Source organism: Sphingobacterium sp. 18053 (assembly GCF_902706145.1).
GTDB lineage: Bacteria > Bacteroidota > Bacteroidia > Sphingobacteriales > Sphingobacteriaceae > Sphingobacterium > Sphingobacterium paramultivorum.
On record NZ_CACSJW010000001.1, the window covers coordinates 590,524 to 607,230 of the forward strand.

The 16,707-nt window shown below is 42.0% G+C and carries 10 protein-coding genes; 2 read left to right on the plus strand and 8 right to left on the minus strand.

What is annotated here, in order from left to right; translation table 11 throughout:
* Positions 1–25: 25 nt before the first annotated feature.
* From GVK91_RS02715 to GVK91_RS02745, 7 genes are all read right to left on the minus strand, one after another.
* Complete coding sequence (locus GVK91_RS02715) at positions 26–823, minus strand: GIY-YIG nuclease family protein (protein WP_153845988.1); 798 nt, start codon at positions 821–823, stop codon at positions 26–28.
* 47 nt (positions 824–870) lie between these two features.
* On the minus strand, positions 871–3,807 hold the full coding sequence (dnaE, locus tag GVK91_RS02720; protein WP_159726784.1) for a DNA polymerase III subunit alpha: 2,937 nt from the start codon (positions 3,805–3,807) through the stop codon (positions 871–873).
* Positions 3,788–4,972, minus strand: coding sequence for a DNA polymerase IV (gene dinB, locus GVK91_RS02725; protein ID WP_159726787.1), 1,185 nt, complete (start codon positions 4,970–4,972; stop codon positions 3,788–3,790). Before dinB ends, dnaE begins: the two co-directional genes overlap by 20 nt.
* A gap of 162 nt (positions 4,973–5,134) precedes the next feature.
* The gene (locus tag GVK91_RS02730; RefSeq protein ID WP_159726789.1) at positions 5,135–7,168 is read right to left on the minus strand and encodes a heavy metal translocating P-type ATPase; all 2,034 of its coding nucleotides are present in this window, start codon (positions 7,166–7,168) and stop codon (positions 5,135–5,137) included.
* Positions 7,169–7,202: 34 nt separating this feature from the next.
* On the minus strand, positions 7,203–8,513 hold the full coding sequence (locus tag GVK91_RS02735) for an efflux RND transporter periplasmic adaptor subunit (protein WP_153845984.1): 1,311 nt from the start codon (positions 8,511–8,513) through the stop codon (positions 7,203–7,205).
* Positions 8,514–8,520: 7 nt separating this feature from the next.
* The gene (locus tag GVK91_RS02740) at positions 8,521–12,843 is read right to left on the minus strand and encodes a CusA/CzcA family heavy metal efflux RND transporter (RefSeq protein WP_159726791.1); all 4,323 of its coding nucleotides are present in this window, start codon (positions 12,841–12,843) and stop codon (positions 8,521–8,523) included.
* A 152-nt stretch (positions 12,844–12,995) separates the two neighbouring features.
* A complete protein-coding gene (locus GVK91_RS02745) occupies positions 12,996–13,325 on the minus strand; it encodes a DUF6660 family protein (RefSeq protein ID WP_153845982.1) in 330 nt (109 codons plus the stop codon).
* 509 nt (positions 13,326–13,834) lie between these two features.
* Between GVK91_RS02745 and GVK91_RS02750 the strand changes: the two genes are divergently transcribed.
* The gene (locus tag GVK91_RS02750) at positions 13,835–15,439 is read left to right on the plus strand and encodes a fimbrillin family protein (protein WP_159726794.1); all 1,605 of its coding nucleotides are present in this window, start codon (positions 13,835–13,837) and stop codon (positions 15,437–15,439) included.
* 91 nt (positions 15,440–15,530) lie between these two features.
* The gene (locus GVK91_RS27345) at positions 15,531–15,701 is read left to right on the plus strand and encodes a hypothetical protein (protein WP_167512273.1); all 171 of its coding nucleotides are present in this window, start codon (positions 15,531–15,533) and stop codon (positions 15,699–15,701) included.
* Between the two features lie 98 nt (positions 15,702–15,799).
* Here the strand turns inward: GVK91_RS27345 and GVK91_RS02755 are convergent, their stop codons facing one another.
* On the minus strand, positions 15,800–16,459 hold the full coding sequence (locus GVK91_RS02755) for a DUF6266 family protein (RefSeq protein WP_153845980.1): 660 nt from the start codon (positions 16,457–16,459) through the stop codon (positions 15,800–15,802).
* Between the last annotated feature and the right edge of the window lie 248 nt (positions 16,460–16,707).

Consider the following 16,707-nt stretch of genomic DNA (forward strand, 5'->3'; position numbering starts at 1 on the left):
CCATTAAATTATTGTTGTTAAAAATCTAAACAGGGTTGAGTTTGAAATAACGTCTCAAAATACGTCTAACATCTCTATTATCGGCTTTGAAGATGATGGCTTCTCGCTTTTTCTTTTCGCTATATACACGCTTATTACAGTAGCCAAATCCTTTATACCGACCATCTAACAAGTAAACAAGTCCCTTTTCTTTGGGATTACGCCCTAAAAACTCCAAAAATATTTCGCCCATCGGAAGCTCCGAAGAGGCTACAAATTCCTGCACTCTTCGATTATAGTCTTCTGGAAGCTCCTGCGCAATACATGCCCCTTTGCAGGTCTTCAACATATATTGAAAACAATGTTTCGTATACGTCTGTAATTTGTTTATTTTTTGGCAGAGCTGATACGCTTCCACAATATTGAATAATTGCTCGCGCCCCTCCTGGTAACTCGAAAAAGTCATGAACTCTTCTCGCTCGGGATCAAGCGCCTCAACTTGAAGAACTTGATAGCCCAATGGATTCACTGCTAGATAAAGGCCAAATCCGTAGTAGGTTCGACGCTGCGCCCGATTATAATAGGGTTGATATTTTTTGATCAGGTCAGATTCATGCAATAGCGCTAGTAGTTCATGGCCCGTCAGTTCAAATCCAACTCTGCGGGCTGCTCCTTGGATTTTGCGTTCCTTAAAATCTGTACTTCTAAAATGCTGCAATAACCTATTTCTAATATCGATACTCTTGCCGACATAAATTAGCGCATCATGCTTATCATAAATATAATATACGCCGACTGCAGAGGGTACCCCTTCAAGCAATCCGGCAATTTGCTCTTTCGTCATCACTTTAACAGCAGGTAATATCTTACAAAGGTAATTTAAAAAATAGGCTATTCACTTCGCGGATCAGATTTTAAGGGCATCTTGGCGCATCGTCTCACTTCGAGTGTGGGGCAACCATAGTCAACCACAATTTTCCCTTCGATCAAATAAATACCGTTTCCCCGAAGTGGAAATTCGACAAGTGTCTGCGGGAAATGAACGGTATCAAAAAAATGCCCTTCAGCATCCAAAAAGGTCCCAAATTTCATCTGCCCTCCATTGCGCATCCTGACAATTTTTTCACAGACGAAATCGCCGACCATCCGAATTGTTTCACCTTCATGCGCCGTCATGTCTTCTGCAAAAATATCACCTCTATAGCTGCTTTTTGCCAAATCAAACAATGTCCCCGTAACACAGAAACCAATCAATTCCAGTTCATCATAATAGTCTTCCAAGATGTTTTCTTCAAGCAAAGGAAGTAGCGGTTTTCTGGTCTCGATTTCAAAGAGAACATTTCCGCCACGGGTAGGTTTATATTTACTCATCATCAAATGGCCTTCCCACAATAATTGCTTTTTCCCTATGGCGGTAAAACGCAAGGCTCCCACACGGATTAAAATGATCAATTGCTCCAAGCTAATTTCCGTCCGGCCAATAAAATTTTCTAAACTGAGATAAGGTCCATTCAATTCCCGTTCATTAACAATCCGTAAAGCCAATTTTTCCTCCAGATGCTGCAGGCAATCAAAGCCCAGATAGATATCCTTTCCAAAAATACGTGCATTTAAACGAGACTGGTTGACACAGGGCCGGCAGATGGTAGCGCCCGCAACGCGCGCTTCATTGACGTAAACCTTACGATTATAAAAACCACCATAATTATTGAGTACCGCAACCATAAACTCCAATGGAAAATACGTTTTTAAGTATAAACTCTGATAACTCTCAACAGCATAGGAGGCTGAATGTGCCTTGTTAAATGAATAGCCCGCAAAGCTCTCCATCTGTCTCCAGATTTCCAAACTTCCCTGCTCCTCGTATCCTCGAGTTTTGCAATTGGCAAAAAAACGTCCTTTGATGGCCGCAAGATGATCTTTATCACGATACTTGCCCGACATCATTCGTCGCAGTACATCTGCATCTGCCATGTCAAGACCACCGTAGGCATTCGCAATTTTCATCACATCTTCCTGATAAACCATCACACCATAAGTTTCCTCCAACTGTTCTTTGAATACTGGATGCGGATAATTCGCAACAGACGGATCGTGGTGACGTCGGATATACTCGCTCATCATTCCTGAACTCGCTACACCAGGACGAATAATGGAAGATGCTGCCACTAATGTGTTATAGGTATTACATGACAATTTGGTCAGAAGTTGCCGCATCGCAGGACTTTCTATATAAAAACACCCAATAGTATGGGCTGACTGTAATTGCGTTGCTATGAGCGGATCATGAAAGAAAAGCTTGGGGTTGTCGGTATCGATCAGCTCGCCCAAATTCTCACGTACGATTGCTTTACAGTCTTTGATATGCCCTATTCCCCGTTGCGATAGGATGTCAAATTTTTCAAAACCAATATCTTCGGCAACATACATGTCAAATTGCATCGTGGGGAGTCCTTTAGGAGGGTAGTCCATAGCTCCATAGCATGTTAAGGGAGCCTCGGAAATGAGTACACCACTCGCATGAATTGAACGTTGATTAGGAAAATCCGCCATCCGATTATAGACACTCAAAATGGTATTCGTTACCTCATTTTTGTTAAGCATATGTTCAGGTTCGTTGATCAACCGATCTATTTCTCCTTTAGGAAGACCATATACCTTTCCGAGCTCACGCAAAATGCTCCGCGACCGAAACGTACTCATTGCGCCCATCAATGCAACGTGTCCACTTTTATACTTATTAAAAATATAACTATACATAGCGTCACGTTCATTCCAGCTAAAGTCAATATCAAAATCGGGGGCACTCTTCCGTTTCGGATTTAGAAAACGTTCAAATGGCAAATGCAGAGCGATGGGGTCAACATCGGTAATTCCCAAACAATAAGCAACGGCAGAGTTTGCTCCAGATCCACGCCCTACGTAATGAAAGTCGCTATGCCGTGCATAGCGACAGATATCATTCGTTATCAGAAAATAGCTTGAAAATTTAAGTTGTTCAATAATTTCCAATTCCCGCTGGATTCGTTCCATTGCAACGGAATCATTTTTTCCATAACGTCTTTCCAGTCCCGCTAATGCCTGACTAAAAAGCAATTGCTGATCTGCATAATGACTGTCTGTAAATGTGGTTTTATTTTTAACTGTCTCAAAGTCGAAGTAAAAAGAGCATTGGGCAAGCAGTTGCTCTGTATTGTTCATAAGCTCGGGCAGATCCGAAAACATTTCTGTTAAGGTCATTCTTGACAAAAGTACTTCATCTGAATGGGCCACCTGATCCGCTTCCAATTGTGATATCAACAGATTATTGTCAATGGCACGCAATTGCCTATGTAACACATAGTCATTTTGTTGGAAACTTACCGGTGCTAATATGACACAATTAGCCAAAATTTTCCGGTCCAGCAAACGTACTTTGGTGCGTTCCGAAGGCCTTATGCCAATATATTCATAGTCGCGCAAGCAATGGTGGCTGATTGCTGAAAAAGGATAAACAACAAATACCTCTTCAAAATCAGGAGCACGTTGCGGTACCGATCGTTGCTCCATATTGAGTTTGGTACGATAGGCATTAATCTCCTGAAAACCACGTTCGTTCTTCGCTATAGCGACAAAACAAAGCTTATCATCGGCTCGAAACTCCATTCCTGCGAGTAAATTCAGTCCCTTTTTCCGACCCAACCGAATAAAATCCAATGACCCGGAAGTATTATTAATATCGGTTAGTACGGCAGTATCGTAACCACCGCACTGAATACCTTCGATAAGGTCTTCCAGACTCAATGTGCCGTAACGCAAACTATAGAAACTACGAAGATTTAAGGGCATCTACCCCTCCTTTCTCCCCGGGCATGGGCACACAGATCCCTTTCATCAAAAACGCTGTACCGTAACGACTTTTAATACGATCCATCGCCTGCATCAGATTTACCTCTTCGGCATTATCCGCAAATAGATCGGTTTGGTAAGCTCCATAGATCAAACCAGAAAACTTAACCCCCACCAACCGAATTAACATGCGGCGACTATATAACTTTTTAAATAAGGATAGCGCAACTTCAATCAATTTTCGATCGGAATTGGTATAACCGATCTGCAATTGTTGGGTATGGGTATCAAAATTACTATAACGTATCTTCAAGGTAACACAGCTGGTAAGCCGCTGTTCTTTACGCAATTCAAAGGAAAGATTATCAACCATACCGATGAGTGTCCGCCGCAATACATCCATATCAATCGTATCCTGCTGATAGGTCGTTTCTTTGGACATGGATTTCTGTTCACGAAAAGGGACCACAAGCGTATCATCCAGACCATTGGCCTTCCGCCAGATATTTACACCATTTTCTCCTAAGACCTGTTGTAACGTAAAAATCTCCATTTGTTGCAACGTTCCAATTTTAGAAATTCCCATATTACGCAACAAGGTATACGACTTATCGCCGACCATCGGTATTTTCCGAATAGAAAGCGGTGCCAGGAACTGCTTCTCTGTACCTCCATTTACTTGCAGCTCACCACATGGTTTCGCCTGGCCGGTCGCTATTTTAGACACCGTCTTATTGACGGAAAGGCCGAAACTGATCGGAAGCCCCGTTTCCCGAATAATACGCTGCCGCAATTCCTGTGTCCATTTCCAGCATCCAAAGAAACGGTCCATTCCAGAAACATCAAGATAATGTTCATCAATGCTTGCTTTCTCTACAACCGGTGTCTCAAGCGAAATAATTTCGGTCACCATATTGGAGTAATAACTGTAGAGATCATGATCGCCTTTGACGACAACAGCATCCGGACACATTCTTAATGCCAAGCGCATCGGCATCGCGGCATGCACCCCTGATTTTCTGGCTTCATAGGAACATGAAGCCACCACGCCCCGATCACTGCTACCGCCAATAAGTACCGGTACACCATTAAGTTTACTGTTTATCAGCCGCTCAACTGATACAAAAAATGTATCAAGATCACAATGTACGATGCTCCTTTCCATATCATTCATGTATTGACGTCTTATATCGCCTAAAAGCAATAAAAATCACGCTCAAATATACTAATATATTTAGTATTTATAAATGATAGCGAATAAAAATAGGAATACACCCGCCCTTCATTTCGTTCAATGAAAAGGACGGGTGTAAGTTAGCGCCAATTGTTAAAATTTCATTTTTTGAATTCTAATGGCATTCAATATCGCAATTAGCGATACGCCAACATCGGCAAATACAGCCTCCCACATTGTTGCCAAACCTCCAGCTCCAAGAATCAACACGATCCCTTTGACTATAAAAGCAAGGCCAATATTCTGATAAACAACTTTTTTCGTTTGTTTCCCAATGCGAATGGCCATTGGAATCTTCGAAGGTTTGTCATCCTGTATCACGACATCTGCCGTCTCGATCGTCGCATCACTGCCCAGTCCACCCATCGCTATTCCAACATCACTCAGTGCGACAACCGGAGCATCGTTAACGCCATCACCAACAAAAGCAACAGATTCATTTAGCCCCTTTATTTCCCTGACCTTATTCACTTTATCTTCCGGAAGCAGGTCACCATAGGCCTGATCTATTCCAAGTTCCTTGGCAACATAGGCGACTACCGTCGTCTTATCCCCGCTCAACATCGTCGCTTTTACACCGAGCTTATGCAGTAGCTGAATTGTAAGCGCGGCATCTGCTTTAATGCTATCAGCGATGGTCATGAATCCTACAAATTTACCGTCCAAAGCGATGGCAATGGTCGTATATACGATACTATTCGGATCGATATCATAGGCTACATTAAACTTGTCCAGCAATTTAAAGTTACCCACCAGCAACCCTTTGCCTTCAGTAATTCCCTTTAATCCATGTCCGGCGATTTCTTCTATATTATGGAGATTAATAGACTCGTCGATCGCACCTGCATATTCCCTAATCGCTGTTGCAACTGGATGGCTGCTGTGGCTTTCTATTTTATTGACGAGCTTTAAAATTCTTGCCTCGTTGTAACCAGCCTGTAACTTAATTTCCTGCACCTTAAAAACACCGGCAGTCATTGTTCCGGTTTTATCCATCACCACATGCCGGATATCTGCCATCGCATCCAAAAAATTACTGCCTTTAAAAAGTATACCATTTCTACTCGCGGCACCGATTCCACCAAAATACCCCAAAGGAATCGAGATGACAAGTGCACAGGGACAGGATATCACTAAAAATACGAGTGCTCTATACAACCAGTCGCTAAATACATATTGATCGACAAACAAGTAAGGTAGGAGGCAAATTCCAATAGCCAAAAACACGACAATTGGGGTATATATCTTAGCAAATTTACGGATAAACAGTTCAGTAGGCGCTTTTTGAGCTGTAGCGTTCTGTACAAGCTCAAGGATTTTACTCAGTTTGCTATCTTGATAAGCTGTTGTCACCCGAATTAGGCTCACCGTGTTCATATTAATCATTCCTGCCAGCACAACATCACCTTTCATTTTTGTATCTGGCTTGCTCTCGCCAGTCAGCGCAGCAGTATTAAATGCGCCTTGTTCAGACAGCAATTCACCATCGAGCCCGAGCTTTTCGCCAGGTTTCAGCTGAACAATTGCTCCGATACCTGCGTCTGCGGCTTTGATTACTTTGCTCTTTCCATTCTCCAAAATGGTCACTTCATCCGGACGCTGATCCAGTAGTGCCTTAATATTACTTTTAGCTCTACTCACCGCTAAGGTCTGAAATACCTCGCCTACGGCGTAAAATAACATCACCGCTACAGCTTCTGGGTATTCTTTGATCGCAAAAGCTCCTATCGTAGCGATACTCATTAAAAGAAACTCCGAAAAGATTTCCCCTTTAGCAATACTCTTTAGGGCATCTCTGATTACAGGATACCCAACAGGCAGATAAGATACGATATACCAGCCTGAACGAACCCAATCCTTAAACCATGCTTGCGCAATCCAATTATCCATGGCTATTGCTGCAATGAGCAAAATAAAGGAAATTAGCGCGGGTAAAAACAACTGCATCTGACTAGCCCCTGCCGTTGAGTGGTCGTGACCGTCTTCATCGTGGCTATGATCATGACCATGACTGGAAGCCGGAGCTTTCCCAATAAGGTCTTCTGCTCCCGCCTGACTATATATTTTTTGTGTCTGTGTACAACAAAGCTGTCTGCCTTGTGCATCATAACTATGTTGATGTTCCATAACTTGCTTTGATTATGTTAACAAATACTGTCAATTAATGTTCGTGCCCACCTGTATTGCTCATTTTAGCATTGATAAAAAAGGCACCCTTTACAACAATTTTCGTCCCGGCAGGAACTTCGGTAACCGGGATAATCGCCGTATATCCCAAAGCAGACACGCCTTTTTGAATCTCTATTTTTTCAAAATTGATGTTTTTAGCCTGTTCTTCACCATGCTGCCCAGCTTCTTGCTCATTTTTATGCGCATGTTTTGCTTCACCTTCATCGTGCGCATGCCCGTGATCGTCGTGCCCTTCTTCATGCTCCTCAGGTTTCTTGTCTGTCTCCACAAAAATATAATACTTACCGTCAGCCTCCACGATTGCGTCATTCGGAACAGCCGGAGTCCGTACATTATTGACACCGATCATACCCGTGATGTTCATCCCATCAATCAACCCCACTTTGCTGCCCACGACCGTACTGTGCACAGCGATGGTCTTGCTATCATTTTCAAAGGAAGATCCAATCGTAAAAACTTTGGCGGTATAGGTTTTATCCGGGTTGTTGGTCAGTTGAAAGTTGATGAGCTGTCCGACTTTAACCAAAGGTAGATCCTTTTCAAACACCTGCAGATCCAAATGCAGCAAACTATTGTCAACAATCTCGATCACTGGCGAAGAGACATCTACATAACTCCCAATTTTCGCAAAAACATTACTTACTGTTCCATTGATAGGGCTTGTTACGGCCAATGAGGTCCGCATATTAGAAAGATTCACGCTATTGGGATTTATGCCCATCAATTGGATCTGTTGTTGCAACGAGGCCTTTCGAGCCCGTAAACTGTTGAAGTCTGCTGTTGCTGCCTGCAGATTTTTCCGTGCGCCCGCATTACCTTCATTGAGTTCCTGTTGCCTTGCCATTTCTTGTTCCGCCAAGGTAATCTTACTTGCGAGGGATACATATTCCTCCTGCAACTGTACAAACTGGGGGTTGGTAATCGTAGCGATCACCTGCCCCTTGCGTACGTTATCCCCCAACTGCACGTTTAATGTCTTTACAACACCACCGTAAAGCGTCGTTGCATTCGCTTTATTGTTATTGGGTACACTCAAAAGTCCATTGGCCTTGATTGTAGCTGTTAGTTCCTTCTCTTCAATACCTCCAAAAACGATGCCCACAGCTTTTATTTGTGCCGCACTCAGTGCCGCTACGGTAACCGGTCCTTCCTCATGCCCCTCTTCGGATTTAGGCGCTTCCTTTCCCTCCGGTTGACCTTTACGCTCCGACTCATTAGAACCGCAACCGTAAAAAACAGTAACGGCTATACATACGATAAATATCTTTATGAAAACTTTCATTGTTGACTTATTTGTTATTGAAGTAATTATATTGAATTGCTGATTGATTATACTGATTGAGGACTTCTAAATAATTCTGGCGAATCCCAATGGCCTGACTTAAAAATTGACTTAATTCAGCAAAATTGATCTCCCCTGTCCTATAACCCAAACTAGCCGCTTTAATGATGGCATCAGCTTGTTTTAAACCCGAAGACTCATAAAATTGTAGTAACGCACTATTCTTGTCAATTTCAGCAAGTGCGTTTCCTTTATTTGTCTGGAATACCTGCGTCTCATATTCCAACTTACGCTGTTGAACTTCCATTTCAGCGTTGGCAGCCTTCACTTTACTTTTATACGCGCCTAGGCTAAAGACCGGAAAAGATGCGGAGACCGAAAATCCCGATAAGGGATCCTTGGCTCCCCAAACACGTTGGGAGAAAAATCGACCCGAGAACTCAGGCTTATTTGTATTTTTCTGAACACTGATATTTGATGTAGCGATATTTACGTTTTGCTGCTGTAAAACAAGTAAAGGATGTACTGTTTCCTCAGATGGACTGGCGTTCACGACAATCTTCTCCAAGGACTGATCCAATGGGAGCATCCACTCGTTACGGTCCAACAAGAGCATAAGTTGCTGTTGCTGGATAACAATGTCCTTTTTGTTTTGAACAAGCTGCGCCTGCAGTTCCTTCAGTTTTGCCTCAGCTGCGATCTTATCCAGCGCAGCCACGTCACCCGTTCTAAAGCGAAGTTCAGTTGCTTTGAACATGGCTGTATAGATGCTATCCAACTCCATATACAGCTTTTGGCGATCCTGGAGATACCAAAGTTGAAAATAGGCTGTCCTTACGTCTTTGGTAATCGCAGTTTTCAATACATCCGTATTTAAATTCGCATATTTTAGTTGCTGTTTAAAATACTCCTTGCGCGCCGCATAGAGCCCGGGCCAGGCAATACTTTGCGTTATACCAATTTTCAATAAGCCGGCCTTATCCGTAGGACGGTAATCTTCATTTTCTGCAAAAATCCCGGTCTTGGGGATTTCGGTCGCCGTTTTAACATTGAAACCAGCGCCCACGATTTCAGCCTGGTTGATCTGAAACTGGCGATTGCTCTTCAGCGCAGTTTCCACAGCTTCTGTAACAGAAATGCGCTCTTGGCCAAACACCTGAGATCCCAAGGCCATAAATAAGAAAACAAGTACTGTAACAAAGGTCTTAGCACCCCTACTTCGTTTCATATTCAATTTAGAATTAAAAATTATATACAATAAGGGCAGCACAAACAACGTCAGGAAAGTTGCTGTTGTCAACCCGCCGATAACAACCGTTGCCAAAGGCTTCTGAACTTCAGCGCCGGCACTTGTACTGATTGCCATCGGTAAAAAGCCCAGTGAGGCCACTGTCGCTGTCATCAGTACAGGACGTAAACGAGTCAAAGTACCTTCTTTAACGCGTTGAAAAATATCATCGACGCCCTCTTTCTTCAACTGATTGAATGTCCCAATTAAAACGATACCATTGAGTACGGCCACGCCAAACAAGGCAATAAAACCGATACCGGCACTAATACTGAAAGGCATGCCGCGCAACATCAATGCAAATACACCCCCGATAGCACTCATTGGTATGGCGGTAAAAATTAGCGTCGCCTGCTTAAAGGAATGGAACGTGAAATACAACAGCATAAAAATAAGCAATAAGGACACTGGCACAGCAATCAGCAGGCGCGAACTCGCTTTTTGCAAATTCTCGAACTGACCTCCATAGGTGAAATAATAACCCGCAGGAAGTTTTACATTTGCAGTCAATTGTTGTTGGATATCTTTTACTACGGTTTGAACATCACGCCCTGCCACATTAAATCCAATCACAATTCTTCGTTTACCAGCTTCGCGACTGATTTGGGCCGGCCCCAATTTATAATCAATGGCAGCAACCTGAGAAAGAGGGATCTGTGTGCCCGTATCTGTAGGAATCATCAGATTACGCACATCATCAATACTATTTCTGTGCGTTGTATCTAACCTGACGACCAGATCAAAGCGACGTTCATTTTCATAGATCTGTCCCGTACTCCGACCGGCAAAGGCGGTACTCACCACATCATTGACGTCCTGAATTGTCAATCCATAATTCGCTATACGGGTGCGGTCATAAACGATATTAATTTGCGGGAGACCGGATACGCGCTCCACTTGTGGAGAAGTTGCTCCTTGAACGGATTGAATCTGAGCGGCAACCACATTGGCGTAAGCGGCCAGTGAATCGATGTTTTCACCGAAGATCTTTACAGCAACATCCTGACGGATACCCGTCATTAACTCATTGAAACGCATTTGAATAGGTTGATTTTTCTCAAAGAAGACACCCGGAATTACTTCTAGCTTCTCCAGAATAGCGCTCCCCAGTTCTTCATAAGAACGGCCCGACTTCCACTCTTTTTGAGGCTTCAATACCACCATAATATCTGTCGCTTCCGGTGGCATAGGGTCTGTCGGCACTTCCGCAGCTCCTGTTTTACCGACGACCATCTTCACTTCATCGAACTCCTTGATAATCCGGGAAGCCTGCATAGAGGTTTCAATACTTTGCGAAAGCGAGCTTCCCTGAGGAAGTATGCAATGGAATGCATAATCGCCTTCCTGCAATTGTGGAATAAACTCGCCCCCCATGTTCTTAAAAAAGAAGGCCGACAAAGCAAAAATGGCAACAGTTAAACTCACGATCAGGTATTTAAACCGAATTGCTTTTTGTAATAAAGGCTCATAAATACGTTGTAGTCCTGCAATCATCCGGTCACTCAACGTTTTCTTGTCGCTGTGTTTTTTCGGCAGAAACAGAGCACACATCATGGGGATATAGGTTAACGAGAGAATCAATGCTCCGAAAATGGCAAACCCAACTGTTTGTGCCATTGGACGAAACATTTTCCCTTCAACACCCACCAATGTTAAAATTGGAATATAGACAATAAGAATAATAATCTCACCAAAGGCTGCACTGGTACGAATCTTTGAAGCAGACTCAAATACCTCATGATCCATTTCGGCCTGGGTCAATTTCTCGGTTGACTTTCGTAAGCCTAAATGGTGTAGCGTCGCTTCCACCACAATGACGGCTCCGTCCACAATCAAACCGAAATCTATCGCACCCAAACTCATTAAATTGGCGCTTACACCGAACACGTTCATCAGTCCAAGTGCAAACAGCAGCGCCAGTGGAATCGCCGAAGCAACGATAAGGCCTGCCCGCAAGTTCCCAAGAAATAATACCAGGACAAAAATTACGATCAGGGCGCCTTCAATCAGATTTTTTTCAACGGTACTGATCGCACGCCCAACGAGGTCTGTCCGGTCTAAATAGGGCTCTATAACCACATCATCAGGCAAAGACTTTTGGATAGTCGGTAGTTTTTCTTTCACACGATTGACCACCTCATTGCTGTTTTCACCCTTTAGCATCATGACAACGCCACCCACAGCATCTACCTCACCATTGTATGTCAAGGCTCCATAACGCACAGCATGACCAAAACGTACATCTGCAACATCTTTTACATAAATCGGTATAGACCCTGATTTTCGGATAGCGATATTTCTGACATCTTCCAAAGAGGTCGCCAGTCCAATCCCCCGGATAAAGTATGCATTCGGTTTTTTATCAATATAGGCACCACCTGTATTTTGATTATTTTTCTCTAGGGCAGTAAATATCTCTGGAATCGTAATATTCATCGCCTTAAGTCTATTCGGATCAACAGCTACTTCATATTGCTTAAGCTCGCCACCGAAACTATTGACCTCGGCAATTCCAGGAGTTCCATAAAGCTGACGAGCAACAATCCAATCTTGCATGGTTCGCAAATCTTTTGCGTTGTATTTCTTTTCGCTTCCCTTTTTGGGATGGATAATATATTGATACACTTCTCCCAATCCGGTACTTACTGGAGCCAACTCAGGTTTGCCAATACCCTGTGGAATCTGATCCACCGCTTCTTTCAAACGCTCACCGATCAGCTGACGGGCAAAATAAATATCTACATCATCGTCAAAAACAACGGTAATGACAGAAAGTCCGAAGCGTGAAATACTCCTGATCTCCTCAATTTTAGGTACAGTTGCAATACTTTGTTCAATTGGAAAAGTCACCAATTGCTCTACTTCCTGTCCGGCAAGAGTTGGACAAGAGGTAAAAATCTGAACTTGATTATTGGTAATATCGGGAACGGCGTCTATGGGTAGTTTCGTCGCACTCCATGCCCCCCAAATGATAAGCAACAAGGTCATTAAACCGATAACGATCTTGTTCTTAATGCTAAATTTTATAATATGATCTAACACAATATACGTGATTAATGCTTAAATAATAGCTCGTTAGAATATCTTCATCGCTTGTCGTAATAAAATACAACAAACGGATTCCGAGCACAAAGCTGAATAAAGAACAGCATAGTGCGCTCCATCAGATTTGTTTCTAGAATTTTTACGAAAAATTAAGCATTAACCTTTGGCGGCTGCCAGATGCTTCCAAAATAACTGGAAACAATCGCTGTATTGAGGACAGGATTACGATTATCAAAATAAATTGACACCGGGACACCATCTATTTGTGGAAATAGATACGCATAAGCCGTTATATTTCCACTACAACAATTGCAATAGCAGAAAATAGAACAGGCATCAGATGCATCATCACTATGGTTATGAGTTTGGTTTAATTGTGTTTCCATAGCTGTCTGCTCACAGCGATTGCTAGAATCACTGCAGGGAACAAAAGAAAGTCCCATAATATATGCTATCAATATGAAAACAATTAACCTCATGAATACGCAAATTTAAAAAAAATAAATCAAAATCTCCCCTTAACCCCAGAAATCTATTGGTTAGCGTCATCTCCAGTTCCTCCTATAAAATAAGGAGACAGTCGCTCTCAACCGAGCGTTTTTTTATCCCTTAGGCCTCATAAAACCGCACAATCCTACACAGAATTATTACCTGACACTCATATTAATTATAAGTAAATTATTATTCAAATAAAACGAATTGTAATTAACAGAAAAACGCATAAAACATGTTCAAACAGCATTTTAAATACAAAACAACACTATTGTAGATATTTCTCTACAAGAAATATAAGATAACATAAATACAGTGCATTAAGTAAAATGCTATTTATATAATTGCATCGATAAAAAATAAAAGCAACAAAAAAAGCAATGGTATACCACATTTCAAACACAAATCGGCATACAACTGCAAGAGTTTTTGCGACACAAATCAACAACGAAATCAAATAATCAAAAATCAATAACAAAACAAAATGTCAATTAACATGAATCTAATCCCCCATCGCCGACTGACAAACCTGTTCATGCTAGGCTGCAGTGCTTTCGCACTTAGCCTCTACTCATGTAACAAAAGTGGAGAAAACACCGCATTAACAGGAGAAACTGTCGTTAAAATCAATCTATCGGGCGTAGAAGCTTACAATGAAACAGACAACAATGCTGTTCAAAAGCAAGCATCGGCAAACGCTTCGCATTCATCAAGCAATGCACCTGATGTACAGGAAATGACTGTACCGTTAGAAAACGGAGGCTCAGTTGACGTTGTTCTAACAAACAATTCAGCGGTTACAAAAAGCCTCGTTGCTTCATCCAACCCCAAACTAGCGGCTGTCCAAACACAAGAGAAGCCATTGGACAAAAACGTCAAGTATAAAGTTGTTGTCTATGACAACCAAGGAGCTTACGTAACGGCAAAAGATTATAGCTACGGTGAGGAAGCTACTGCCGCAGGTATCGTTCTTGACGCCGGAAAATCATATACTTTCATTGCCTATTCGATCAATAGCACCACAGCATTACCGGCTATTAATAATCAAAACACGCTTTCTGCAGCGAACTTGAGCAATATTAGCGGTGATTTAATGTATTACACAGGTACATTAACGTTAAAAAATGGTGTAAACAACTTAAATGTTGTATTAAAACACAGATTTAGCCAAATCACCACAACATTGACCATGGATCCAAGTATGACCGGGGCCATCACTCAAATCGGGACTGCAGTACTAAAACCTAGTCACAGTAGTGCAAATTTGAAATTCTCAGATGAAACATTAACGTACAATGGCTTGAACAACGCAGGTGTGACTACGCAATTCCCGGCTTTAGGAAATGGCTTACGTACTGTAATTAGTAACCCAGCGATATTGATCCACCCCACAACCAGCAACGGAACATTGATGCTCGGCAGTCTAACCCTTGATGGTGAGACCAAAACAAACATCACCATTCCAAATGTTAAGATCAATCCCGGACAAAAATACGATCTGAAACTTAACTTCAGAACCTGTACACAAAATGTAACCAGCAGTGGTCTGGACTGGAGCTATCCAGCAACAACATCGGGTGGCAAAACCGGTATTATGAAAGACGGTAAATTCTATGCCAATGGAACAACAATTGATAGAAGCTTTACTGCTCCAGCCGCAGACTATGGTTTTGTTTTCGACATGACCGAATTGGACAATGCATTCAACATGGAAGTAAATGGTGTCAAATTAGCGAAACAGGAAATTCAATTTGAGGTAGGCGCTTCTTCTGCTCAAAACATCCAGTTTGTTGATGGAAGCAAATACGCTGGCAACAATATTGAAACCAACAAAAGAATCGATCAGGTTTACAACATGAAAGGTACAAGTACAAGTCCATTGATCAAACTTGTCATCAGCAGAACTGGCCAAGTAACCATGTTTGGTAGTAAAACATCCGGCGGTCCTTTATACGAACTTAAACTCGTGAATGGCAACAGCTTCAATACATTCCCTTGGAGTGCAACACAAAGCAACACTGTAAAAGTAACCCAACTTGTTGATGGACGTACTATTATCAAGGGTGTAGGTGCTGGAAAGAAGAAAATCCCTTGCCAATAATCAATAAATAGATCAATAAATAGATCAATAATCAGAAAGACTAAAACTTGCTGAATATAACATAAAAAAAAGCAAGATAAAAATAGATATTATGGAAAAGAAATTAGCGTACATCGCCCCCAAAATTAATACAACGACAATCGAACTTGAGCAAGGTATTGCAGCTGGTTCGGCCTACGCCAGACCAGAAGATGCCAACAGCGGTAAAGTAAACGAACAATGGGAAGTAGGATCAACAGATAATAGAAATATCGACTGGTAAACTATTTTCAATAGTAGACAAAAGGAAGGGGCAATCCAAGTGGATTGCCCCTTTTTTATGCAATTTTATAATACAGGATCGTGTCATCCACATTATACTCAAACCTTTAGCTTACCCAAGTGCAGACTGTCTGTATTACCTCCACCATAACTCTCGATAAAAAAGATATATACCTCATAGGTCGCTTCCTTTCTATGTTTTGGAATTTCAACAATCTGTTTGCCAGACATTAAGCTGCTTTTCAAATCGTTCATCACAAGTGGATATCCACCCCCGTTATCCGCTGCATTATACAGGATTAAGAAAGAATCGTAAGATCTCGTGTCAAACTTTTCCTCCAGATAGGCATCATATTCCCAGGTGACCAGAAGCACTTGATTTTCTTGATCGAAATCCATTATGTAGGAAGTAATGGGATTGGGGCTTCCTTTGGCAATCATAAATTTTGGCCAATCAACGACAAAACCGTCTTCTTCCCGGATAAGTGCTTCGTTCAGATTATAAGACATCGCGACATCGTATGCCCGTTTAGGATAGCTGTACGCTTTATAACCCATATTGATGATCGGTTTTAATTGGCCAATATGTGACCTCACAATTTTGAAGCGTTTTCTACTCAGCAATTGCTCAGGAGTCGGCTCCCGTTTTTTAACGCGAGGGAGAGATCGTACATAATTTCCCGTTTTAGTCGACACAAACACAACAGAACCTGCTTTCCCGGAAACAGTTCCATTAACACCATTTTTGATGATTGCCATAATTGATTGATTATGTTATAGATAATAAAGATAAACATTAATACGGAAACATACGCATACCAAATTATAACAAACAACAGTTTTCAATCAATACTTAGACAGTAATTAGTCACTGTTTATTCAGTCTTTACTGAGCAAGCACTGAACAATCACTGAACGAGCACTGAACAAGCACTGTTTAAAAGTGGAATTTGGTTACCATCTGTTGCATCTAAGAACTAAAGGAGAAAAGGTAAAAGCCGACGACC